Raw genomic sequence first — 22342 nt, forward strand, 5'->3', positions numbered from 1 at the left:
ACGGATTTAACGCAGCTTCAAGCAGATTTAGATGAATGGTTGGTGTATTATAATCTTCGTCGAACTCATCAAGGTAAAATGTGTTGCGGAAGAACACCGATGGATACATTACTTGATGGAAAACGAATTTGGGCAGAAAAGAATTTAGGCTCAAATTAATCTGACAGACACCTAACTTCTAAATAGGGGACTGTCAGATTAGGTTTGATCTTATACATATAATTCGGCTTATACGTCTCAGACCATTATAGTGTCCTCTAAATATGAATCTACTGATTACTTGCTATCATTCGAACAATCGCTTGATTTCTTTTTCATAGCGATAAATATTTACCGGATTCGTTGGCAATAACGAATCCAAGTATTCATTTGCCCGTTTTACATAAGCATCATGCTGTTTATCATGATTTTCGATCACATCAAGCAGCACTTTTGCCCCATCAAAGGCATCAAATTGATCGTAATAGTAACCGACTCCTTTTGGTAACAATTTAGAATTATGAATAAACGGATAACCGCCATAGAGCGCATCATTATAAGCATAATTCAGACCACTCTCCCACTGATGGCTTAACACAATATCCACATAACGACTTAAAAAGTCCGGCATTTGATAACGCCCTTCAACGGTCATCACATTATCTCGCACAATATCCGTTCGCCCGATAAAATTAAAGAAAGTCGGATTATTGCGCTTATCATAAGTATTGCAGGCATAGAAGTGTTTAAGTTTGCTCGGATCAGTACGGTATGCCTGTTCACAAATTAGTGTCGGAATAAAGCTGGTTTTAGTCATAATCAGATTCGGCTCAAAACAAGCAACCCTCTTACCTTTTTCCGTCGTGTTCGGCTGATAACCAAAGGTTAAGTTATATTGATTTTTAATTTTAGCGATCACCTTATCGCAAAATAATGGCGACCAAATTGCAGGTACAACATAAGATTCACAACGATACATTATCGAAAAATAAGCACTACAGGTATTTTCATTTTGCGGAATAAGCCAAATTGCATCAAACAATGCACCATTAAATATCCGACCGGCAGGTCTATCAAATAGAAAATTTTCTACATCTGTAACAAAATCATTACCCATTTTATAGCATACTACCTTACCATTATGACGATGCATTCGTTCTACCTGATGGGGTTCAATACTGATAGTTCCTTCGATCAACACATCTAACTCATCAATCACATCGTCAATATAAGCAAATTTCAGATCCAACCCGTCCAACATAAAGCCTTCTGGTGGTGTTGTGCGTTTTTCCGGTCCCCAAGAAACAAGAATTACCTCTTCCACAATAGTTGATAGCTTAAAGAGCTGGTAAAGAAAAACCACATTCTGATGCGCGCCATTTGACCAGATATCCGGAATTGTTGTCTCCAAGTTAAGAGTAATACCTATTTTATATTTACGCATATTTCCGTCCTATTACATTCCACTTCAAATCACTGTACATTAGTTTATTTTTGCTAAAAATAAAAAGATCACCAAGTTATTTTGATGATCTTAAACTATTAATTACATATTATTTCCATTGATAACCAATACCGGCACCAAAGTTAACATCGCCACGACTATTGGCTCCACCGCTCATTTTGATAATCACTTTATTATTATCACTGAGCTTCGAGTAACCAACAGCTACCGCACTTTCATCTTTATAGCTACCTACGCCGACCCCGACTAAATTCGCACCCGCTTGAGTAACTTGCGGAATATTTGCCATTGCGGTTACGCCGGCAATACCGGCACGTAATTTCTTGTCAGTCTTACGTAAATCTCTGCGTACCGACTCGACACTACCTTTCACTTCGTTTAATTGGCTCATATTAACCGCATCCGTTCCACTTACACCCGGTGCAACATTAGTAACCCGACGTTCTTTGCCAACACGACCAACCGAAACCGTATCCGCTTCATTAGCGATGGAGTCTGCCCCAAGTGCTACCGAATTATCCGCGGTTGCTTGCGCATTTTCACCAATCGCTGTCGATTTTTGCCCACTTGCTTTTGATTTCTGACCAACCGCAGTAGCATTAGTGCCCGTTGCTTTCGCCTTATTACCAAGCGCCGTAGTATTTTCCGCCGCAGCTTCCGCACCATAACCTAGAGCTGAACCATTTTTGCCTGTGATTTTCGAACTATCATCATTCTCAGAATTGTCCGCGGCAAATGCAGTTTTACCATCAGGGCTAATCAAACCGGAATCTTCAATTTTTTGTAGCGTATCTTTCGCACTACTTGCAGAACTACTTGCTGCTGTTGCGGAAGATTCTGCACTACTCGCAGAGCTACTTGCTTGTGTTGCGGAAGATTCTGCACTGCTTGCAGAGCTACTTGCTTGTGTTGCAGAAGATTCTGCATTGCTTGCAGAGCTACTTGCTTCTGTTGCGGAAGAAGATGCATTGCTTGCAGAGCTACTTGCTGCCGTTGCGGAAGATTCTGCACTGCTTGCAGAGCTACTTGCTGCGGTTGCAGAAGAAGACGCATTACTTGCAGAGCTAGTTGCTGCGGTTGCGGAAGATTCTGCATTGCTTGCAGAGCTACTTGCTGCGGTTGCAGAAGAAGCAGCATTGCTTGCTGAGTTACTTGCTGCGGTTGCAGAAGAAGCTGCGCTGCTAGCTGAGTTACTCGCTACGGTTGCAGAAGAAGCCGCATTACTTTCTGAGGTGCTCGCTGAACTTGCGGAAGAGGCTGCACTACTCGCTAAGGTGCTTGCTGAATTTGCGGAAGAAGCTGCACTGGTGGCGGCTTGTTTAGCATCGGATACAGCTGAATTGATCTCCGTCAACTTGTCCGTTACTGTCTTGGCGGCGGTGCTTGCAGCAGAAATAGATGATTTTGCGGCTGCGGATAAGCCATAAATAATTTTACTGTTTCCATCCGTTGATACAGAAAGATCAGAAGTTGCTGCAAACGTAATTTCGCCATTTTTCGTCATTTCCCACTGTTTCGCCTGTTCTGCTGACATAGTAGCTTCTGTTTCACTATTAGCTACTTTAAAAGTATAAGTGCGTTGACGAGTGTCATTTGCAGTGCTTAATGCTGTATCTGCCGTGCTTTTAGCTGATATTGCTGCAGTTGATGCTGCCATTGCTGTTGATTGAGCCGTTGAGGCAGCCGTTGAAGCATTAGTTGCTGTTAATTGCGCTGTTGAAGCTGCTGTTGATGCAACTATTGCCGTTGATTTAGCTGTTGAGGCCGTTGTTGATGCAGCCGTTGCCGTTGATTGCGCTGTTGAGGCTGTTGTTGATGCAGCCGTTGCCGTTGATTGCGCTGTTGAGGCTGTTGTTGATGCAGCCATTGCCGTTGATTGCGCTGCTGAGGCTGTTGTTGATGCAGCCGTTGCTGTTGATTTAGCTGTTGAGGCTGCGGTTGATGCAGCCATTGCCGTTGATTGCGCTGTTGAGGCTGCTGTTGAAGCATTATTTGCTGTTGTTTGTGCTGCTGAAGCGGCTGCTGAAGCACTATTTGCTGTTGATTGAGCGGTACTTACATTTTGATTCGTTTGAAAAAGTTGCTGCCCTGTTACTGCTTCATTGGACGTTGCATTTAAGTCAGCATTAGCAACATAAGCAATTTTACGTTTTAATTCTGCCATTTTTTTGGTCGAACCGTCGTAATATGTATAATTCCTAGCAGGACTACCAACAGAAATTTGATTTTTTGCAGTTGTGTTTGAGAAATTCCCTAGCGCAACAGCCCCTTCATGAGCTGATAAAGCATTTCTCCCTAGAGCAATCCCTCCAACTGCATTTACTTCTGCAGACTGACCTATTGCTACACCATGCTGTTTAGCTTTTGCTTTCAAACCAATACCAACGGAACCACCTCCTTCAGTTTTCGCGTTGGAACCAATTGCTATATTATCCGGGCCTTGAGTATTGGCATTTTTACCAATACCAATAGAGCTTCCTGTCGCAGATGTTGTTGCCCCCTCACCTATAGCAATATTATCCCAGTCTCCTGTTGCACCTGCAGAATTTACAGTCGTGTTTCCTTTCTTATCAGTAGTGGTTGAACTAATACTAATTCCAGCTAGTGCATTAGCACTAGCTAACATTAGTACTAATGTTGCCGAACTAAGTACAGCCGTTTTTTCTTTAGTGATCGATGATTTTTGATTGACTGATGATGTTGTCTTACCTTTGCTACGGCTAAGTTCCGATACAACGACCCATGTTTGCGTAATGTGATTAAAAATAACTTTGAAGATTTTATTCATAATATATTCTTATCTAGATAAATAGTTGATTATAATTATGCTAATTTACTCCTAGATCTGAGTATAGCGGCTTGAGTCAGTCAGTGATACGACAACTCCCACGACTAACCTGTATAAAATAATCTAAAAGTTATTAATAATCAATGAGATATGTTGACTATTTATCCTAAATTATTCCAAAATAAAAAGGTGTAATAGACAAAAATCCCACATTTTGTCTATTACACCTTAAAAATGACATCCTGATTAATTTAGTACACTTTCTCAGTTTTTAAATCCAGCTCATTTTTCGATAAATCAAATCCCCTTCAATCGTTGATAAATCTCGCTAAATTTCTGCCGTTTTTCCTGATACATTTCAAAACGTTGTAAATTCGGTTGATAAACGGCTTCTAAAGTTAATGGTTGACAGAAATTGGCGAGATTTTCATTTGGGTGTAAGGCAATTTGTGCCAGTTTTGCTGCACCCAATGCCGGTCCTACATCGCCACCACGGCGATATTCCAATGTTTGTCCGCTAATATCGGCAAGGAGCTGTCGCCAATAGGCACTTTTAGCCCCGCCGCCAATTAATGCGATATTTTCAGCTTGTACACCGGTTTCATGCAAGACATCAATACCTTGTGCCAAGGCAAAACTCACGCCTTCAACCACTGCTTTCGCCATAGTGATTTGATTATCACGATGGGTTAATCCCCAGAATACGCCTTTCGCCAAAGGGTCATTATGTGGCGTACGTTCACCGGATAAATAAGGTAGAAAAACTGCCTCGGAATCGACCGCACTTTTTTCAATTTCACCGAATAAGGATTTAACATCATTAAAACCAAGCGATTTTACCGCCCAATCCACTGCTGATGCCGCACTTAATATCACCGACATTAAATGCCAGCGGTTCGGTAAGGCGTGGCAAAAACTATGTACTGCCTTTTGTGAGTTGGCATAAAACTGATCCGCAACAACGAAATATACGCCGGATGTGCCTAAAGAAAGCATTCCTTGCCCGGGTTGAGATAAGCCGATACCAATTGCTCCCGCCGCATTATCACCGCCACCGGCAACCACCGGTACTTCATTTATTTGCCATTGTTTGGCAATATCTGCTCGCAGATAGCCGGTGATTTGATTGCCTTCAAATAATTTCGGCATATGTTCACGACTTAGTTGACAGGCATTAAGCAACTCGTCGTTCCAATCTCGTTTTGTAACATCCAGCCACATGGTGCCTGATGCATCCGACATATCGGAGGCATATTCCCCGGTCATTAATAAACGTAAATAATCTTTTGGCAATAAGACTTTTGCAACCTTCTCAAAAATTTGTGGCTGATGTTTGGCAACCCATTTTAATTTCGGTGCAGTAAAACCGGGCATCATTAAATTACCTGTGATTTCACGAGAGCGGGGAACGAGTTGTTCTAATTCTGCACATTCGGTAAAACTACGGCCATCATTCCATAAAATGGCCGGAGATAAAACATGATCTTGATTATCTAACAAGGTAGCACCGTGCATTTGTCCGGTTAAACCGATTGCTTTGACGGATTTTAAGTTATGTTCGCAAGCCAGTTGCAGTATTGCTGCATTGGTTGTATTCCACCATGCTTTCGGATCTTGTTCAGACCAAAGCGGCTGCGGACGGGAAATAGGAAGAGATTGTTGGGTCGTTGCGATGAGTTGTTGTTCGTCATTAAGTAACACGACTTTCACACCGGAGGTGCCGAGATCGATACCGATATACATAATTGCTCCTTGCATAAAAGGTGAAAAGTGCGGTCAATATTTTCTGTGTTTTAAAAACACCGGAAAAACATACCGCACTTTAGGGTCTGTTAATAAACAATTATCAACAGACCCTAGGAGAATACTATTTATAAATATAGCTGTTGACCAGATTTTCTAAGTATTCCTGCTGACCTGAAACCGGTTTTGGATCAAGTTTTTGTTGTTCAACCATTTGCGCCAGACTTTCAAGGCTTGCCGTACCATTGAGGATTTGTTTACCTAAGTCCCCATTCCAACCGGCATAACGTTGTTCAACAAGGTGGTTTAATGTTTCACTCTCAATCATTTTCGCTGCGTTTTTCAAGGATAACGCCAATACGTCAATTGCGCCGATATGACCGTGGAATAAATCATATGGATCAATACTTTGGCGACGGATTTTAGCATCAAAGTTAAAACCACCTGTGGTAAAACCGCCATGTTTTAAGATTTCATACATCACCAACGTATTTTCTTCCACACTATTCGGGAATTGGTCTGTATCCCAACCTAATTGCGGATCACCGCGGTTGGCATCGATAGAACCGAAAATATCTAAGGCACATGCCGTTGCAATTTCGTGTTGGAAGGTATGACCTGCAAGGGTGGCATGGTTTGCCTCGATATTCACTTTGATTTCTTTTTCTAGACCGAATTGTTTTAAGAAACCATATACGGTTGCTACATCATAATCATATTGGTGTTTGGTCGGCTCTTGCGGTTTCGGTTCGATCAATAATGTACCCTTAAAGCCGATTTTATGTTTGTGTTCCACTACCATTTGCATAAAGCGACCGATTTGCTCACGTTCACGTTTTAAATCCGTATTTAACAAGGTCTCATAACCTTCCCGACCGCCCCATAATACATAGTTTTCTCCGCCTAAACGCTGAGTAGCGTTCATCGCATGGAATACCTGTGTGGCTGCCCAGGCAAATACCTCAGGATTCGGATTGGTCGAAGCACCCGACATATAGCGTGGATTGGTAAAACAGTTTGCCGTTCCCCATAATAATTTCACACCGGTTTCGGCTTGTTTTTTCTCTAAAATATCTACAATAGTATTGAAATTGCTAATATATTCTGTGATGTTATTGCCTTCGGGAGCAATATCCACATCATGAAAACAATAATAAGGTACACCGAGTTTTTGCAAGAATTCAAAGGCAATATCTGCTTTCTGTTTTGCGCCTGCAAGTGGATCAGAATGCTTTTGCCAACTGCGATCCAGCGATCCCACGCCAAACATATCGTTCCCGTTCCAACAGAAAGTATGCCAATAACACACCGCCAGGCGTAAATGTTCCGCCATGGTTTTGCCTAAGATAATTTCATTTGGATTGTAATGTTTATATGCAAATGGATTCGTCGAATCAGCACCTTCATATCGTACATTTTCAATTTTGTCGAAATACCCTGCCATAATCATTTCTCCTTACTTGGTTTAAATCAGTTTCGTACAAATTATTTCCTAAAACAAACCATGGTGCAATTATGTTATTTGATTTAATGATTAAGATTATTGTTTATTGTGAGTTACATCACAAAAAACAAAAAACGTAATGGAATAATGAAATTTAATAATTTAAACCGGATAACTTTATCCTTTAAATTGATAATGAGTTGATCTATTAAGGAAAATGTCTATGTTGCAACCATCTTGCATTTTCGATCAAATTATTGACCGGACAAACACGCTCAGTGCCAAATGGGATAGTCAGAATCGCTATGGTGTGAATGACCTTACGCCTTTATCTGTTGCGGATATGGACTTTAGCGCCCCACCTCAATTAGTAGAATATTTACATAAGCAAAATAAGTTGGGGATTTATGGCTACAGTATTTTACCCAATGATTATTATCAAACGATTCAACAATACCTGCTACGCCATTACCAATACCAAACAGATTATGAAGATATTGTTTTCTGTCCGAGAATCATTCAAGCCGTTTCTATTTATATTCAGTATTTCACGAAGAAAAAAGATTCTGTTTGTATTCTTACGCCATCTTACTCACCTATTTTTAATAGCATTACGTTAAATAATAGACAAGTAGAAAAATGCGAACTTATTTATAAAAATAAACAATATCACATTGACTTTGAAAGATTAGCGCAATGTTTTCAGGCAGCGAAAACATTTATTTTAATTTCTCCGCATAACCCGACGGGTACGGTGTGGTCAAAAGAGAATTTACGTAAAATTTCAATGCTTGCGGAAAAATATCAGGTTTTCATTATTTCGGATGATGTTCATGCGGATTTTGATTTTTCCGGGCAACCTCATTTGTTTATTTCCGATGGCAGTGATTATGTAAGAAATCATTCTATTATTTGTACATCACCGGCAAAAAGTTTCAATATTCCCGGACTAGAGATAGCGAATTTAATTATTCATAACTCATCTGTTCGGCAGAAATTTCAGCAAATCATGCTTCAATTGGGTATGCACAATCCTAACTTCTTTGGCGTTCATGCTATTGAATTTGCTTATAAGAATTGTGATCTCTGGCTTGAAAATCTGAAACATTATATTCAGGGAAATAAAGCATTCGTACGAGATTTTTTTACGCAAGCATTACCGCAGTTAGAAGTGACACAAAGTGCAGGAACCTATTTATTATGGATTAACTATGAAAAATTGAATATTAGTGAAGAAAAACTGAAACAATGTTTACTTCATCAAGCTAAAGTGGAAATGTCCTGGGGCTCGGATTTTGGTGAAGTGCGGTGTTTTTTCAGGATGAATATCGCTTTACCACGATCACAGCTCAAAGATTGTTTAGTACGTATTAAAGAAGGTCTTATTTTATATCAACAAGAGGGTTAAATAATGAACGCTAACATTCGTAAACCGACATTATCAGAAGCCTTATCGCCAATATTGGTTATGTTGTTCCTGCTTGGATTCGGCTATGCTTTATTTGATTTACCACCGGAGCCTTTAATGGTGATTTCCTGTATTTTCGCAGGCTTCTTAGTAAAATACCTGGGCTATAACTATGAGCAAATACTGGAGGCAGTATCTGCAAAAATTGCCAAAACTATGCCCGCACTTTTAATCCTGATTACTGTGGGATTATTAATTGGAACCTGGATCGCCGGTGGCACGATTCCGATGATGATTTATTACGGTTTAGCCATTATCGATCCGCAATATATCTATATTACCGCGTTAATTCTTACTGCTATTGTTTCAGTTTGTACGGGCACATCTTGGGGTTCTGCCGGCACGGTCGGCGTTGCTTTTATGGGTGTTGCAATGGGGTTGGATGCCAATCTTTCCGCCACCGCCGGTGCAGTCGTCGCAGGGGCGTATTTTGGTGATAAATTATCGCCGTTATCCGATACGACAAATATCGCTTCTGCCGCTGCGGGTGTAGATCTTTATGAACATATCGCCCATTTGCTCTATACCACTTTACCTTCATTTATACTGGCGGCAATCGTTTATGTGATTTATGGCATGAACGGAGACTTCCATCATGTTGCCACGCCGGAAAAAGTCGTGAATATGCTCAACGGGTTGGAGCAAATTTATCACTTTAATGTGTTCTTTTTGGTCATTCCGGTCATTATCGTGTTATGGGGTTCAATAACTAAAAAACCGACGATTCCGGTTATGTTGTTATCCGCAAGTATTGCCATGCTAAATGCCGTGGTGATCCAAGGCTTTTCGCTCCACGATGTGATTAATAGTGCCGTGAATGGTTTTAATGTTTCGATGTTACCGCAAGATATCCACGTCAGTGCTGATCTTGCCAGATTACTCAATCGGGGCGGTATGAATGCGATGATGGGAACCTTACTTATCTGTTTCTGTGCCTTGTCTTTTGCCGGTATTCTGTCTTTAAGCGGTGCATTGGAAGTCATCATTACACATCTTCTTAAATTAGTTCGCTCAACGGCATCGTTGATTTTTACAACAATTTTATGTGGTTTAACCATGATTGGCGTAACTTGTAACGGTCAGATTTCGATCTTAATTCCGGGAGAAATGTTACGTGATGCCTATATCGGACGTGGGTTGCATCCTAAAAATCTAAGTCGTACAGCGGAAGATTCCGCTACGATTATTGAACCAATCCTGCCTTGGACGGCAGCCGGTGCTTATATGGCAGGAACATTAGGTGTCGCCACATTATCTTACTTACCTTGGGCAATTTTATGCTGGAGTGGAATTGTCTTTGCCATGATTTGGGGGATAACCGGTATTGGTATCGCAAAATTAAAATAGTTTTTTATTGAGAACCCGTCAGCAGCCCATCAAGGGCTGCTTTATGCTAACGGCTTTTTAATCAACTGTTTCATAACCACTCCTTAATTTCTTAAGATTGCAAAAAGAAAAGCAAAATCTGCGCACCCGTAGCATAAACGGTGTACCGCCACAAGCGAAGCGCACCTTCGACACGCTCTTCAAGCGGTCGGTTTCCAAGGGATTTTTTCAAATTAAGTTCATCTAACGAGCGATCCAACTCTTCTGTGGTTAAATGGTGATAGGCTAAATCGACGAACAATTGTTGGTCGAAATAAACGCGGACGTGCAGGTATAACAAGGTACTGGCTATCAGAATTTGAAACGGCAATAACCCACCGCCGAATTTTGTTGCCAGCACGAAAAAGACGATATTGGCAATGCCGATATAACGGGCGGTTGCAAGTAGATTTGCGGTAACACGGGCATGAGCGAGCATATTTCCTCCTCTTACAGGCGGTTAGTTAATTTTGCAAATGAGCAATGGCTGAAAGCACGGCTTGCTCCGTCTCTAAAGGTAACACAATATTCGGGCGTTTGGTGCGCAATTGTGTGACCGCTTGGGATAAATTTTCACAACCGCCGAAAACCGCCAGCCACACCAACATCACCGCCGCACTTCTCCCATAACCCAAGGCACAACAGACCAGCAGCGGTGTTTGCTCTTGGCGAAGTTGTTCCACTCTTATCGCACCTTGCACTAGATCTTGCACATCGGGGGTGACCATATCCAACATTGGTACGACTTGATAATTCGTGGGCGGCTTGCGACAAGGATATTCCGCGCACAAATCCACTACTGTAGCAAATTTATGGGCTTGCGTAACACTGCCGATAAACACGCCGTTTTTGATTTCCATTACTTTTGCTTTGCCTTTCAGCCAAAAGGCGATATTAAGCCACACGCCGATTCCAATTACTTAAGCCGTAGCTGGCATAAAACAAAATCCCGACGGCAATTAAGCCGCTTAGACGATAAGGCAATCTCATCATTTTTTCACCGCAAGGCTCACGGTGAAAATACCGTCTTCATCAATCCATTGGTGAATTTTCTCAAAGCCCGCTTTTTCGACAAGCTGATCCATTTCCTGCTGGCTACGACGGCGCATGACCCAATCCGGACTGCCCTCTTTGTGGCTGGTTAAACAACGGGCGATAAGCTCTAACTGCGGATGCCACGGCTGTCCGGTGTAAATTAAATAACCGCCTTGCTTGATTGCATCGCCAAAACCGTAAAGGGAGTTTAAAATCAAATCGTTATCGGCGAACAGTTCGTGCAAGCCTGAAACAATGCCTAAGGTCGGCTTTGGATCCAGATCTTGATAATTTGCGCGATCGTAAGCATTGACCTCATTAAACGAAACCGTCTCTTGTAAATTGCGTTCGGCAATCAATTTACGTCCTGCTTCCACGTTAATCGGGCTGTAATCGCGCAGACGTACCGAATCCGGCAGGCTGTCTGCGGTTAATGCATCTAACACATAACGCCCGTGACCGGAGGCAATATCTAAGACATGCACCGGTTTGCCTTGTGAACGTAATTTTTCCATTGCCAGGCGAATCGCTTTGCCGATATTCACTTTACGTTGACGAATACCGCGCCAGCCGATAGCGTTGAGATAATTTTTATCCACCATTACGCCGAATTTGTTCGTGCCTTGCGGTTTGTTACGGTAAACATAATCCAGTGTCGAACCGGAATCGTAACCCGTTTCTTTACCGATTTTTAAGCCTTCACTCCAATTTGCGCCCAGTTTCATCAGCCAACGGTAACTTGCCCAAAACGCGCCTCTCGGGCTAAAGGGTGAAAGCGGTGTTGCCAACTCGTCCGCTTCAATGCGGCTTTGGCTGTGGATATGTGCATTGGAAACATCGACTCTTTGCCACGGCTGATTGAAACGTTCACGAATAAAACGACACATTTCTTTAAAGGCAACTTCCCGATTTTCTTCACCTAGTGTGTCGTGATAAAAACCTTTCAGTACATGGCGTTCTTTAATATGGCTGCCTAAGCGGTTATAGAAATCGTGTTGCGGTTTGTGGTGCACCACCCAATCGCTGCCCGAAATTAAAAGCTGAATTGGGGTGGTAATGGCTTGTGCATCGGCAACCACGCGATCCGCCGCATCATACAAGCCCAATAAAATCCGCACCGAAATGGCGCGCGCGATAAGCGGATCGCTGTTATAACTCTCTTGACGGACTTTATTGTGGGTTAAATAGTGGGCTTTAACGTAGCTGTTGACAAAGAAATTACCGCGCAATTTGTACATTAATCTCAAGCCTTCTCGTGCAAAGGGCACATAAAGTTTGACCTTAAATGCAGGCGAAGCAAGCACGGCACAGCGAATCTTCGGAGCATAATCGTGTAACCAAGTAGAAACCAACACTGCGCCGACACTTTGGGCAATTACCGCGATATTTTCCGTTTGAATGCCGTATTCTGCATTGATATGTTGCATAAAATCCTGAATATCGGAAACCGACATACCAAGGCTCGGGCTATCGCCGCGCTCGCCCGGGCTCATTCCGTGTCCGCGTGCGTCCCACGCAAAATAGGCAAAATCATCAAATTCAAGCTCATCGGCAATAAACATCATGCGTCCAGAATGCTCGTGCCCACGGTGGAACAAGATAATCGCTTTATCTTGGCTGCCGTCTTTTGCCGGACGATAACGATAAAACAGTTGTGTACCGTCTGCAGTAGTAAAATGTTTTTCTTGTGCTATTTGCATTTGAATGTTCCTTTTTAAAGTTATTTCAAACTATGCCAAACCGTTTTTCACGCGTTTATAACAAGTGAGGATTAATGCTAAACAAGCAAGCCACATAATAATGCCGAAAATAAAGTGGAACTGCCCGAAAATCGCATACCACAAAGCAAGTACGCCGATAAAAAAGGCACGATCGCTTTTGCCGAATGGACCGTCATAACGTCGCCCGTTACCGTGGGCTTGCCCGAGTACACCGCAAAATTCCGTCATTGCCGAGAGAAAAATAAATAAACCGATTTGAAAGCCGTTAAAAGGTGCAATAAAGGCGAAAGGCAGATAAATAGCGGCATCGGCAACCACATCGGTAATTTCGTTTAAATAACCGCCAAGCGGCGATTTCCAATGAAATTCACGTGCGAGCATTCCGTCAATCGCGTTGAATGCCATGCGTAAAAACAGCCAAAACGGAAGAAGCCAGAAAAGAGAGTATTGAAAAGAAAAGAGAGATAAGAAAATACCGATAAACAGAGAAACCCAAAAGGCGAATAATGTTACTTTGTTTGCCGAGATGCCTCGTTTATCAAGCATGTTCGCTATTGGTCGGAGTAAATTTTGAAATTTCGGTTTCAGAGCATAAATACTCATGATTGATACCTTATAATATGATGTCGAGTAACCAATAATTTACTCCAAAAAGTAACAAAATAAAATATATAACTTGAATTCAAGAGAGTAAGATGTGCACCTATCTTAATCTTGCGACGGTCGAAAGTGCGGTGAATTTTTGTAAAAATCCACCGCACTTTTTTATGTTATTTGATTTATTGATTAAGATTATTGGTTAATGTGCGGTAGTTCACAAAAAACAAAAAACGTAATGCCATTGACAAATCTGATAATTGAATTTCTTTGCTTATATGGATAAAACTATCTTCAGAGTCATTTTCACTCTATTCCTTCAACCTAAATAATTATTGAGGTGTTCTTATGAAAATTAAAACTGCTTTACTTTCCGTAGCTGCCGCATTAATGGTTTTCAGCAATGCGGTTTCTGCAAAGGATTTGACCATCGGTATGTCCATTGATGATTTACGTTTGGAAAGATGGCAAAAAGACCGTGATATTTTTGTGAATAAAGCGGAAGCATTGGGAGCAAAAGTATTTGTGCAATCAGCTAACGGTAACGATCAAACCCAAGTATCTCAAATTGAAAATATGATCAATCGCGGTGTTGATGTGTTAGTTATCATTCCGTTCAATGGCGAAGCATTAAGTAACGTCATTGCAGAAGCCAAACGTGAAGGTATTAAAGTCTTGGCTTATGACCGTTTGATTAATAACGCAGATTTGGATTTCTATGTTTCTTTCGATAATGAAAAAGTCGGTGAGTTACAAGCAGAAAGTATTGTAGCCGTGAAACCGGAAGGAAATTATTTCTTGATGGGCGGTTCACCGGTGGATAACAATGCTAAGTTATTCCGTAAAGGGCAAATGAAAGTATTACAACCGTTAATTGATAGTGGCAAAATTAAAGTGGTAGGCGACCAATGGGTTGATTCTTGGTTAGCAGAAAAAGCGTTACAAATTATGGAAAACGCATTAACGGCAAATAAAAATAATATCGATGCGGTCGTTGCCTCTAACGATGCGACCGCAGGCGGTGCGATTCAAGCGTTAAGTGCACAAGGTTTATCCGGTAAAGTGGCTATTTCGGGGCAAGATGCGGACTTGGCAGGTATTAAACGTATTGTTGAAGGTTCACAAACAATGACTGTGTACAAACCGATCTCTGCGTTAGCCGATAAAGCGGCTCAAATTGCTGTGGAATTAGCAAAAGATGAGAAAGCGGAATCGAATGCCGTATTGAATAACGGTTTCAAAGATGTACCGGCATACTTACTTGATCCGATTGCGGTCACTAAAGAAAATATTGATGAAACCGTAATTAAAGACGGTTTCCATACCAAAGAAGCAGTATATCAATAATAGCAAGGGGCGGATTACTTTCCGCCCTACTTTACTCACTTATTTTTCAAGGAGTATAGTTTATGGCTCAACTATTGAAAATGAATAATATCACCAAAAAATTCGGTGATGTGACCGCACTTAATAATATTTCCATTGAACTTGAAGCCGGTGAGATATTATCCCTTTGCGGTGAAAACGGATCGGGTAAATCCACGTTAATGAAAGTGTTATGCGGTATTTATCCGGCCGGTGATTATAGCGGTGAAATTTATTTTTCCGATGAAAAACTCATTGCCAATAATATTAAAGATACGGAAGAAAAAGGTATTGCGATCATTCACCAAGAATTAGCCTTAGTGAAGAATATGTCGGTGCTGCAAAATATGTATCTCGGTAATGAAATCACTAAATCGGGGATTACCGATGACAACGAAATGTATCTACGTTGCCAAACTTTATTACGACAAGTTCAGTTAGATGTTGATCCTAATACAATTGTCGGCGAGTTAGGCTTAGGTCAACAACAACTCGTGGAAATTGCCAAAGCTTTAAGTAAGCAGGTGCGTTTATTAATTCTGGATGAGCCGACGGCCTCATTAACCGAAAAAGAAACCGGCATTTTATTAAATCTGATTAAAGATCTTAAAGCACATAATATTGCCTGCGTTTATATTTCCCATAAATTAAATGAAGTAAAAGCCATTTCAGATCGTATTTGCGTGATTCGAGACGGTGAACATATCGGCACCCGTGATGCAGCGGGTATGAGCGAAGACGATATTATTACCATGATGGTAGGGCGAGAAATTACTTCATTATATCCGCATGAAGAACATCAAATCGGTGAAGAAGTATTAAGAGCGGAACATATTACCGCGTGGCATCCGGTGAATACACATATTAAACGGGTTGATAATGCGAGTTTCATTGTACACGCCGGTGAGATTTTAGGTATTGCGGGATTGGTCGGCTCCGGACGTACCGAATTGGCACAATGTTTATTCGGTTCTTATATCGGAAAATACCAAGGTGATATTTTTATTCACAATCAAGCGGTACGCATTAAAAATTGTGCTCAAGCCATAGAGAATAAAATCGTGATGGTGCCTGAAGACCGCAAGAAACACGGTATTGTGCCGATTATGGGGGTAGGAAAAAACATCACTTTATCATCATTGCAACAATATTGTTTTTCCAAACAAGTCATTAATGAACCGTTGGAAGAAATTATTATTCAACAATCCATTGAAAAATTAAAAGTGAAAACATCGTCACCGGAATTAGCTATCGGACGGCTTAGCGGCGGTAATCAGCAGAAGGCGATTTTGGCAAAATGTTTATTACTTGAACCGAAAGTATTGATTTTAGACGAGCCGACACGGGGGATTGATGTCGGTGCCAAATATGAAATTTATAAATTGATCAATCAATTAGCGCAGGAAGGTATTGCCATCATTGTGATTTCATCCGAATTACCGGAAGTTTTAGGTATTAGTGATCGGATTTTAGTGATGCACCAAGGCAAAATCAAAGCAGATTTAATCAATAACAATTTAACGCAAGAGCAAGTGATGGAAGCTGCACTTAAGGAGTAATCTATGTCAAAGTTAAAATCAATTAATTTGCAAGTTTATATAATGTTTATTGCCATTGCGGTAATTATGTTATTTTTCTCATTTGCAACAGACGGAGCATATTTAAGTGCAAGAAATATCTCAAATTTATTACGTCAAACATCAATTACCGGTATTCTTGCCATTGGTATGGTATTTGTAATTATTTCTGCAGAGATTGATTTGTCCGTCGGTTCGATGATGGGCTTGCTCGGTGGTTTTGCCGCGATTTCAAATGTATGGTGGAATTGGCCGTTATCCTTGACCGTCATCGTTACATTAGCATTAGGTTTGGCATTGGGTGCATGGTCCGGCTGGTGGGTTGCTTATCGCAAAGTGCCGTCATTTATTGTGACTTTAGCAGGGCTACTCGCATTTCGTGGCGCATTAATCGGTATGACAAACGGTACAACGGTTTCGCCAATCAGTTCCGATATGACATTAATCGGTCAAGGTTACTTGCCTGATACTGCCGGAATGATTATCGGTATTATTGCAATTTGTGGTTTTGTGTTATGGAATAGCTATCAACGCAAAGCCCGTAAGAATTTGAATTTAACTGTACCAACAGCAAGTAAGGAAGCGTTCAAATACGGTATTTTTGCTATTTTAGTATTAGGTGCAATCTATTTACTAAATGATTATCGCGGTATTCCGGTGCCGGTCTTAATCCTTTGCGTATTAGCTGTTATTGGTATGTTTATTGCCCGTAAAACGGCATTTGGTCGCCATATTTATGCAATCGGCGGTAATATTGACGCGGCAAGATTATCCGGTATCAATGTAGAAAAAACCAAACTGATTATTTTCTCAATCAATGGGTTAATGGTTGCTATTGCCGGTTTAATCTTAAGTGCCCGTCTTGGTGCCGGAGCGCCGTCAGCCGGTCAAAATGCCGAATTGGATGCCATTGCAGCCTGTGTTATTGGCGGTGCAAGTTTGGCCGGCGGTATCGGTAGTGTGTACGGTGTGATTGTCGGGGCGTTTATTATCGCATTATTAGACAATGGAATGAGTATGCTGGATGTTCCGACTTTCTGGCAATATATTGTAAAAGGTGCCATCTTATTGTTAGCCGTATGGGCGGATACTATAAGCAAGAAAAAAGCATAAATTTTAAAAATATCCATCGTAGGGACAAGACAACGCCTTGTCCTTAACGTCTTGAATGCCAATGTTTCATCAAATTGAAATTATGGTAAATTTCATAAAGGGCAACGCAATACATTGTCCCTACAAGTTTCAATATATTTCGGGATTTTGCTATAATGGCTGCTCATCACAGCAATGGAGAACGGCTAATGGCGGAACAAAAAAACTACTGCGTTGCTCTGCTTTTTAATGCAAACAAAGTCTATGATCGTGGCGTGGTAGAAGGCATTGGACAATATATACAAGCTTCGCAATGTGCTTGGAATATTTTTATGGAAGATGATTTTGTTTACCATCAAGATACTATTGAAAGTTTGTTTATCGACGGTATTATCGCTGATTTTGATGATTTAAAAACGGTCAAATTACTGCAAAATGTTAATATTCCCATTGTTGGCGTGGGAGGTTCTTATCAAAATCCGGATTTTTATCCTAATTTACCCTATGTAGCAACAGATAATTATGCCTTAGTAGAAGCGGCATTTTTACATTTGAAAAATAAAGGCATTTCCAATTTTGCTTTTTATGGTATAGCGACAGAGCAAGAAAAACATTGGTCTAATGAACGTCAAGCAGCATTCGGGGATTTAATGCAACAGCATGAATACCAAGGACATATTTATAAAAGTGGCAAAATGACAGCGGATAACTGGCTGCAATCTCAACAACAGTTGGGTGAATGGCTGAAAACACTGCCCGAACATACCGGCATTATCGCTGTGACCGATGCTCGAGCAAGACACCTGCTCAGTATTTGCGAAGAACTGAATATTCCCGTACCGGAACAGCTTTGTGTTATTGGTATAGATAATGAAGAATTAATTCAATATTTATCGCGTGTCTCGCTCTCTTCTGTGACACAGAGTACACAAGAAATCGGTTATCAGGCTGCGAAATTATTACATCGGGTATTTTCTAATTTACCGATTAACCATAAACCGATATTAATTTCACCGCAAGGCGTTGTAGAACGCAGTTCTACAGATTATCGTTCTTTACACGATCCGCTTGTTATTCAGGCCATGCATTTTATTCGACATCGTGCTTGCCACGGTATTAAAGTGGAGCAAGTCTTGGATCATTTGCGTACTTCTCGTTCTAATTTGGAGAGTCGTTTTAAGTCCGAAATGAATAAAACGATTCATCAGGTCATTCACGAAGAAAAAATTAATCGGGCGAAAAATCTTTTACTTCAAACCGATTTACCTATTCAAGAGATTGCAGATGTCTGCGGCTATCCGTCATTACAATATTTTTATTCAGTCTTTAAGAAAGAACTTGAGCAAACACCAAAAGAATTTAGGGATAAATATTAAGTACATCAAATAAAGTGCGGTGAAATTTTTCAAAATTTGCTAATTCCTTCTTTACTTTATAATTTATTTAATAATTTAACTATATTAATTTTAATAAATTTGACAGATAGATTTTTACAAACATTTGATGCCGTATTGGCAGAGGAAATAAAAGAGAAAAATCCTGAAATTTATACCGCACTTTTAACGCGTTTAAGTTTATTGGAGCAAGAACAAGATAATCATATTATTATTGATTATGTTCCTCATACGGAATTTAAATTACAAACAATAAATAATAAAGCTATTATACGCAGCGGTGAATGCTCACCTTATGCAAATATTATTTTGTATTCCGGCGTACCTTTTTAAATTTAAAAAGACCTATTTTAGCAACAGGTCTTTTATATTATCTAAGATAATTTTATTTATGCTGATAACATTCAATACCTAAGTATTTTGTAAATGTTTCATTTAAGATTCTGGCGGTAGATGAATGGTTCATGGCAACGTGGTGTTCAAAACCATTATTACAAATGTAAGCAAGTAAACCTTCAAGATCTTTTACTTGAATAACTGCTCGACAACCTACAGTATCTAATTCATCATCAACAAATTTACCCTCACCGACATAGGCTTTGATTTTACCTTCAAAATCATCGGTAGATAAACGGAAATAGGTGAGTTGCCCCGATTTCATTCGCCCATTAATTGCACCACAAGTATTTTCACAACCTACGGTAGTACCAATAATATCTGCGGTACTCATGAATGGATTATGTAACTCTTCTGTTGCGTAGTTACCACAATGGAACATAACACATTTATCTCTATCGTCACCAAAATTATTATTCCAGTCTGCAATTGATGCCGGTTTCATTGAAGCTATTGAAAGAGCATACATTGATAATGCGCCCATTACATCAACTTCACAGGCACTAGGCATTAATTGACCGGACATTACACTCATAATAGAGCATACATTGACACCTAGCGTATTTTGTAATGATGTCCAACACTGAATTGCGGTGGTATCAATATCATTTTCGATAATCCATTGGCTAATCACGACAAATAATTTAGACATCATTAATAATTTATCTTCCGGAATTGCAGAAGTATCCGCATTATTTTTCAATAATTGTAATTTTTCAGCGATACGTAAATCGTCGTTAGGTAAGCTGTTTACTACGGCAAAGATCTCTGATAAATCAATAGTTTCAACAGAAACACCTAAGCGTTCTAATAGTTTTTCGCTATAACGAACAGTATTAAAGCCGCTCGGGCGTGCGCCAATCGCTCCAATGCGACATCCTTTAATGGCATAAACAACACGGCATACAGAAATAAAAGAGAGGAGATCCTGTTTAAATACATCACTTGTTAATGCGCAAGTATGTTGTGTTGTTAACGTGAAAGGAATATTAAATTGACGGAAATTATTACATAAAGAAATTTTACCGCAGAAGCTATCACGGCGAGTAGCCAATCCCATTTTATGTAATTCATCATCTTCGGCTTGTACTAGTACCGGAACATTAACACCAGATAAACGAATTGCGTGAGAAAGTGCTTTTTCATCACCAAAATTTGGTAATAATATGACAATGCCTTGAATTTCATCACGATGTTTTTTTAATAATTCAGCGGCAATTTTTGCATCCTGATAAGTTTGAATTCCACCATAATTAGTATCTTTTTCGCTCAGCATGATCGTTTTAATATTTAATTCATTAAAAATACGTTCAGCATCACGTTTTGCATCGCCCACTAAATAGCTGGGAAAAAAACCACGATTACCAATTAATACGGCAATAGTCATTTGTTCAAGATTTTTTTTCATAATAGTTCACTCCAGTTAATTTAATTTGTTTGAAATCTTGCTCGTTTTACAGCTAATTTCCAAGCTTGATAATTTTGCTCGATTATTTTTGATTTCGGATTTGGCATAATGACTTTAACCTCCCTTGGCAAGTCAGATAATTGCTGATGAGTTTCCCACCAACCCAACGCTTTACCTGCTAAATATGCTGCTCCTAATGCGGAGACTTCCGTTACTTGACTGCACACAATGGTGCGTTGTAATACATCCGCTTGTAACTGCATTAACCAATGGTTTTTGGTCGGTCCGCCATCAACGGAAAGGGTATCTAATTTTTTATTTAAGGTTTGTTCCATTGCAAAAAACAGATCCGCCACTTGATACACTACCGATTCCATTGCTGCACGGGCAATTATTTGCGGTGTAACTGAATCCGTTAAACCGCAAATTATGCCTCTGGCTTGAGTATCCCAGTGTGGAGCTCCTAAACCCGCTAAGGCAGGAACAAAATAAACACCGTGATTACTTTCAACAGACTGTGCCCATCGGCTTAAGATCTCCACATTATCCACACCTAACAATTTGCTCACAAAACTTAGTGCAGAACCGGTATGAGTAATATTACCTTCTAATGCCAAACTTAAAGTGCCGTCGTGCCAGGCAACCGTTGTACCAACACCAAAATCAGCATTTGGTAGGGTGTCGGTTTTGGTCATTAAGGAACTACCGGTGCCGTAAGTAGCTTTAACGACACCGTCATTAAAACCGCCTTGACCATATAGCGCGGCATGAGAGTCGCCCGCTTGTGATAGCACAGGAATATCATTTGCTAAGCTATCACAGTTTTTGGTTACACCACGCTGTTGGCTCGAAGGCAATATTTCAGGTAAGCATTGAGCAGGAATACCAAAGATATTTAATAATTCAGAGTCCCATTGAGCAGTGTGAATATTTAAGAGCTGGTAGCGAGAAGCATTAGAGTAATCCGTTACAAAAGATTCACCATTAGTTAATTGCCAAACGAGCCAAACATCTACCGTACCGATACAAATTTCCCCATTTACGGCACGTTCAAATCCATTTTCAATAGAATTAAGTAGCCATTTAATTTTAGAAGCAGGATAAAGAGGATCTAATACCATACCGGTTAAAGTATGAATCCGGTTGGCTGCTTGAGGTTGCTTGGCGATCTCTTGACATAATTGTTCACTTCGGCGACATTGCCAGCTGATTAATAGTGATAACGGTTTTCCTGTTTTACGTTCCCATGCGACTACTGACTCACGTTGATTGCTGATAGCAATACCTTTTACATCAGAAATATTTTGTGATTTTAGGCAATTTTTGACCGCACTTTCGGTGGCTTGCCAAATCGTTATCGGATCTTGCTCAGCCCATCCCGGTTGCGGGTGTGTTAATGTGACGGGAACGGAACCTTTTGCCAATATATGACCGTCAATTCCTACAGCAACAGCTTTGGCATTGGTTGTTCCTTCGTCAATAGCAATAATAAAAGGCGTTCCCAT

At 40.4% G+C, this 22342-nt stretch carries 16 protein-coding genes and 3 pseudogenes; 8 read left to right on the forward strand and 11 right to left on the reverse strand.

Annotated features, from left to right (window positions below; all coding sequences use genetic code 11):
* Window positions 1-159, forward strand: a pseudogene (locus tag EDC44_RS10245) (IS481 family transposase); the annotation flags it as partial.
* A gap of 127 nt (window positions 160-286) precedes the next feature.
* On the opposite strand, the gene EDC44_RS10250 reads toward EDC44_RS10245, so the two are convergent.
* The 5 genes and pseudogenes from EDC44_RS10250 to xylA all read right to left on the reverse strand — a co-directional run bounded on the left by EDC44_RS10250 (window position 287) and on the right by xylA (window position 7419).
* Window positions 287-1423, reverse strand: coding sequence for a DUF2827 family protein (locus tag EDC44_RS10250; protein ID WP_131978396.1), 1137 nt, complete (start codon window positions 1421-1423; stop codon window positions 287-289).
* Between the two features lie 109 nt (window positions 1424-1532).
* On the reverse strand, window positions 1533-3818 hold the full coding sequence (locus EDC44_RS10255; protein ID WP_243647940.1) for a YadA family autotransporter adhesin: 2286 nt from the start codon (window positions 3816-3818) through the stop codon (window positions 1533-1535).
* Window positions 3819-4100: 282 nt separating this feature from the next.
* Window positions 4101-4232, reverse strand: a pseudogene (locus EDC44_RS13425) (ESPR domain-containing protein); the annotation flags it as partial.
* Window positions 4233-4529: 297 nt separating this feature from the next.
* Window positions 4530-5975, reverse strand: coding sequence for a xylulokinase (gene xylB, locus EDC44_RS10260; RefSeq protein WP_131978402.1), 1446 nt, complete (start codon window positions 5973-5975; stop codon window positions 4530-4532).
* 124 nt (window positions 5976-6099) lie between these two features.
* Window positions 6100-7419 (reverse strand): xylose isomerase, encoded by a 1320-nt coding sequence (gene xylA, locus EDC44_RS10265; RefSeq protein ID WP_131978405.1) that lies wholly within the window; start codon window positions 7417-7419, stop codon window positions 6100-6102.
* A gap of 223 nt (window positions 7420-7642) precedes the next feature.
* On the opposite strand from xylA, the gene EDC44_RS10270 reads away from it, so the two are divergent.
* Both EDC44_RS10270 and nhaC read left to right on the forward strand, forming a co-directional pair.
* Window positions 7643-8827, forward strand: coding sequence for a MalY/PatB family protein (locus EDC44_RS10270; protein ID WP_131978408.1), 1185 nt, complete (start codon window positions 7643-7645; stop codon window positions 8825-8827).
* 3 nt (window positions 8828-8830) lie between these two features.
* On the forward strand, window positions 8831-10234 hold the full coding sequence (gene nhaC / locus EDC44_RS10275; protein ID WP_131978411.1) for a Na+/H+ antiporter NhaC: 1404 nt from the start codon (window positions 8831-8833) through the stop codon (window positions 10232-10234).
* Between the two features lie 91 nt (window positions 10235-10325).
* Here the strand turns inward: nhaC and EDC44_RS10280 are convergent, their stop codons facing one another.
* The 4 genes from EDC44_RS10280 to EDC44_RS10295 form a co-directional block, all read right to left on the reverse strand.
* Window positions 10326-10691, reverse strand: coding sequence for a hypothetical protein (locus EDC44_RS10280; RefSeq protein ID WP_131978414.1), 366 nt, complete (start codon window positions 10689-10691; stop codon window positions 10326-10328).
* A 25-nt stretch (window positions 10692-10716) separates the two neighbouring features.
* Complete coding sequence (locus EDC44_RS10285) at window positions 10717-11157, reverse strand: dual specificity protein phosphatase family protein (protein WP_131978417.1); 441 nt, start codon at window positions 11155-11157, stop codon at window positions 10717-10719.
* An 84-nt stretch (window positions 11158-11241) separates the two neighbouring features.
* On the reverse strand, window positions 11242-12987 hold the full coding sequence (locus tag EDC44_RS10290) for a bifunctional alpha/beta hydrolase/class I SAM-dependent methyltransferase (protein WP_131978420.1): 1746 nt from the start codon (window positions 12985-12987) through the stop codon (window positions 11242-11244).
* Window positions 12988-13017: 30 nt separating this feature from the next.
* Entirely contained in the window at window positions 13018-13611 is a 594-nt protein-coding gene (locus EDC44_RS10295; protein WP_131978423.1) for a CDP-alcohol phosphatidyltransferase family protein, read from the reverse strand.
* A gap of 342 nt (window positions 13612-13953) precedes the next feature.
* On the opposite strand from EDC44_RS10295, the gene xylF reads away from it, so the two are divergent.
* The 5 genes and pseudogenes from xylF to EDC44_RS13255 all read left to right on the forward strand — a co-directional run.
* Window positions 13954-14952, forward strand: coding sequence for a D-xylose ABC transporter substrate-binding protein (xylF, locus tag EDC44_RS10300; RefSeq protein WP_131978426.1), 999 nt, complete (start codon window positions 13954-13956; stop codon window positions 14950-14952).
* 62 nt (window positions 14953-15014) lie between these two features.
* Complete coding sequence (gene xylG / locus EDC44_RS10305) at window positions 15015-16529, forward strand: D-xylose ABC transporter ATP-binding protein (protein ID WP_131978429.1); 1515 nt, start codon at window positions 15015-15017, stop codon at window positions 16527-16529.
* Window positions 16530-16532: 3 nt separating this feature from the next.
* Complete coding sequence (locus EDC44_RS10310) at window positions 16533-17660, forward strand: sugar ABC transporter permease (RefSeq protein WP_131978432.1); 1128 nt, start codon at window positions 16533-16535, stop codon at window positions 17658-17660.
* A 188-nt stretch (window positions 17661-17848) separates the two neighbouring features.
* Complete coding sequence (locus EDC44_RS10315; RefSeq protein WP_131978435.1) at window positions 17849-19015, forward strand: XylR family transcriptional regulator; 1167 nt, start codon at window positions 17849-17851, stop codon at window positions 19013-19015.
* 132 nt (window positions 19016-19147) lie between these two features.
* A pseudogene (locus EDC44_RS13255) lies at window positions 19148-19366 on the forward strand (RbsD/FucU domain-containing protein); the annotation flags it as partial.
* 52 nt (window positions 19367-19418) lie between these two features.
* On the opposite strand, the gene EDC44_RS10325 reads toward EDC44_RS13255, so the two are convergent.
* Together EDC44_RS10325 and EDC44_RS10330 are read right to left on the reverse strand one after the other, a co-directional pair.
* Window positions 19419-20837 carry an L-fucose/L-arabinose isomerase family protein gene (locus EDC44_RS10325; RefSeq protein ID WP_131978441.1) on the reverse strand — a complete coding sequence of 473 codons (1419 nt, stop codon included), beginning with the start codon at window positions 20835-20837 and terminating at the stop codon, window positions 19419-19421.
* Between the two features lie 20 nt (window positions 20838-20857).
* Complete coding sequence (locus EDC44_RS10330; RefSeq protein WP_131978444.1) at window positions 20858-22342, reverse strand: FGGY family carbohydrate kinase; 1485 nt, start codon at window positions 22340-22342, stop codon at window positions 20858-20860.

Origin of the sequence: Cricetibacter osteomyelitidis, from assembly GCF_004340985.1 — a bacterium.
Taxonomy (GTDB): Bacteria; Pseudomonadota; Gammaproteobacteria; order Enterobacterales; family Pasteurellaceae; genus Cricetibacter; species Cricetibacter osteomyelitidis.

What these genes read in the sequence shown, in the direction of transcription:
- EDC44_RS10250 (WP_131978396.1), bottom strand. Translation starts at nt 1,423, where the DNA reads ATGCGTAAATATAAAATAGGTATTACTCTTAACTTGGAGACAACAATT.
- xylB (WP_131978402.1), bottom strand. Translation starts at nt 5,975, where the DNA reads ATGTATATCGGTATCGATCTCGGCACCTCCGGTGTGAAAGTCGTGTTA.
- xylA (WP_131978405.1), bottom strand. Translation starts at nt 7,419, where the DNA reads ATGGCAGGGTATTTCGACAAAATTGAAAATGTACGATATGAAGGTGCT.
- EDC44_RS10270 (WP_131978408.1), top strand. Translation starts at nt 7,643, where the DNA reads ATGTTGCAACCATCTTGCATTTTCGATCAAATTATTGACCGGACAAAC.
- nhaC (WP_131978411.1), top strand. Translation starts at nt 8,831, where the DNA reads ATGAACGCTAACATTCGTAAACCGACATTATCAGAAGCCTTATCGCCA.
- EDC44_RS10280 (WP_131978414.1), bottom strand. Translation starts at nt 10,691, where the DNA reads ATGCTCGCTCATGCCCGTGTTACCGCAAATCTACTTGCAACCGCCCGT.
- EDC44_RS10290 (WP_131978420.1), bottom strand. Translation starts at nt 12,987, where the DNA reads ATGCAAATAGCACAAGAAAAACATTTTACTACTGCAGACGGTACACAA.
- EDC44_RS10295 (WP_131978423.1), bottom strand. Translation starts at nt 13,611, where the DNA reads ATGAGTATTTATGCTCTGAAACCGAAATTTCAAAATTTACTCCGACCA.
- xylF (WP_131978426.1), top strand. Translation starts at nt 13,954, where the DNA reads ATGAAAATTAAAACTGCTTTACTTTCCGTAGCTGCCGCATTAATGGTT.
- xylG (WP_131978429.1), top strand. Translation starts at nt 15,015, where the DNA reads ATGGCTCAACTATTGAAAATGAATAATATCACCAAAAAATTCGGTGAT.
- EDC44_RS10310 (WP_131978432.1), top strand. Translation starts at nt 16,533, where the DNA reads ATGTCAAAGTTAAAATCAATTAATTTGCAAGTTTATATAATGTTTATT.
- EDC44_RS10315 (WP_131978435.1), top strand. Translation starts at nt 17,849, where the DNA reads ATGGCGGAACAAAAAAACTACTGCGTTGCTCTGCTTTTTAATGCAAAC.
- EDC44_RS10325 (WP_131978441.1), bottom strand. Translation starts at nt 20,837, where the DNA reads ATGAAAAAAAATCTTGAACAAATGACTATTGCCGTATTAATTGGTAAT.
- EDC44_RS10330 (WP_131978444.1), bottom strand. Translation starts at nt 22,342, where the DNA reads ATGGGAACGCCTTTTATTATTGCTATTGACGAAGGAACAACCAATGCC.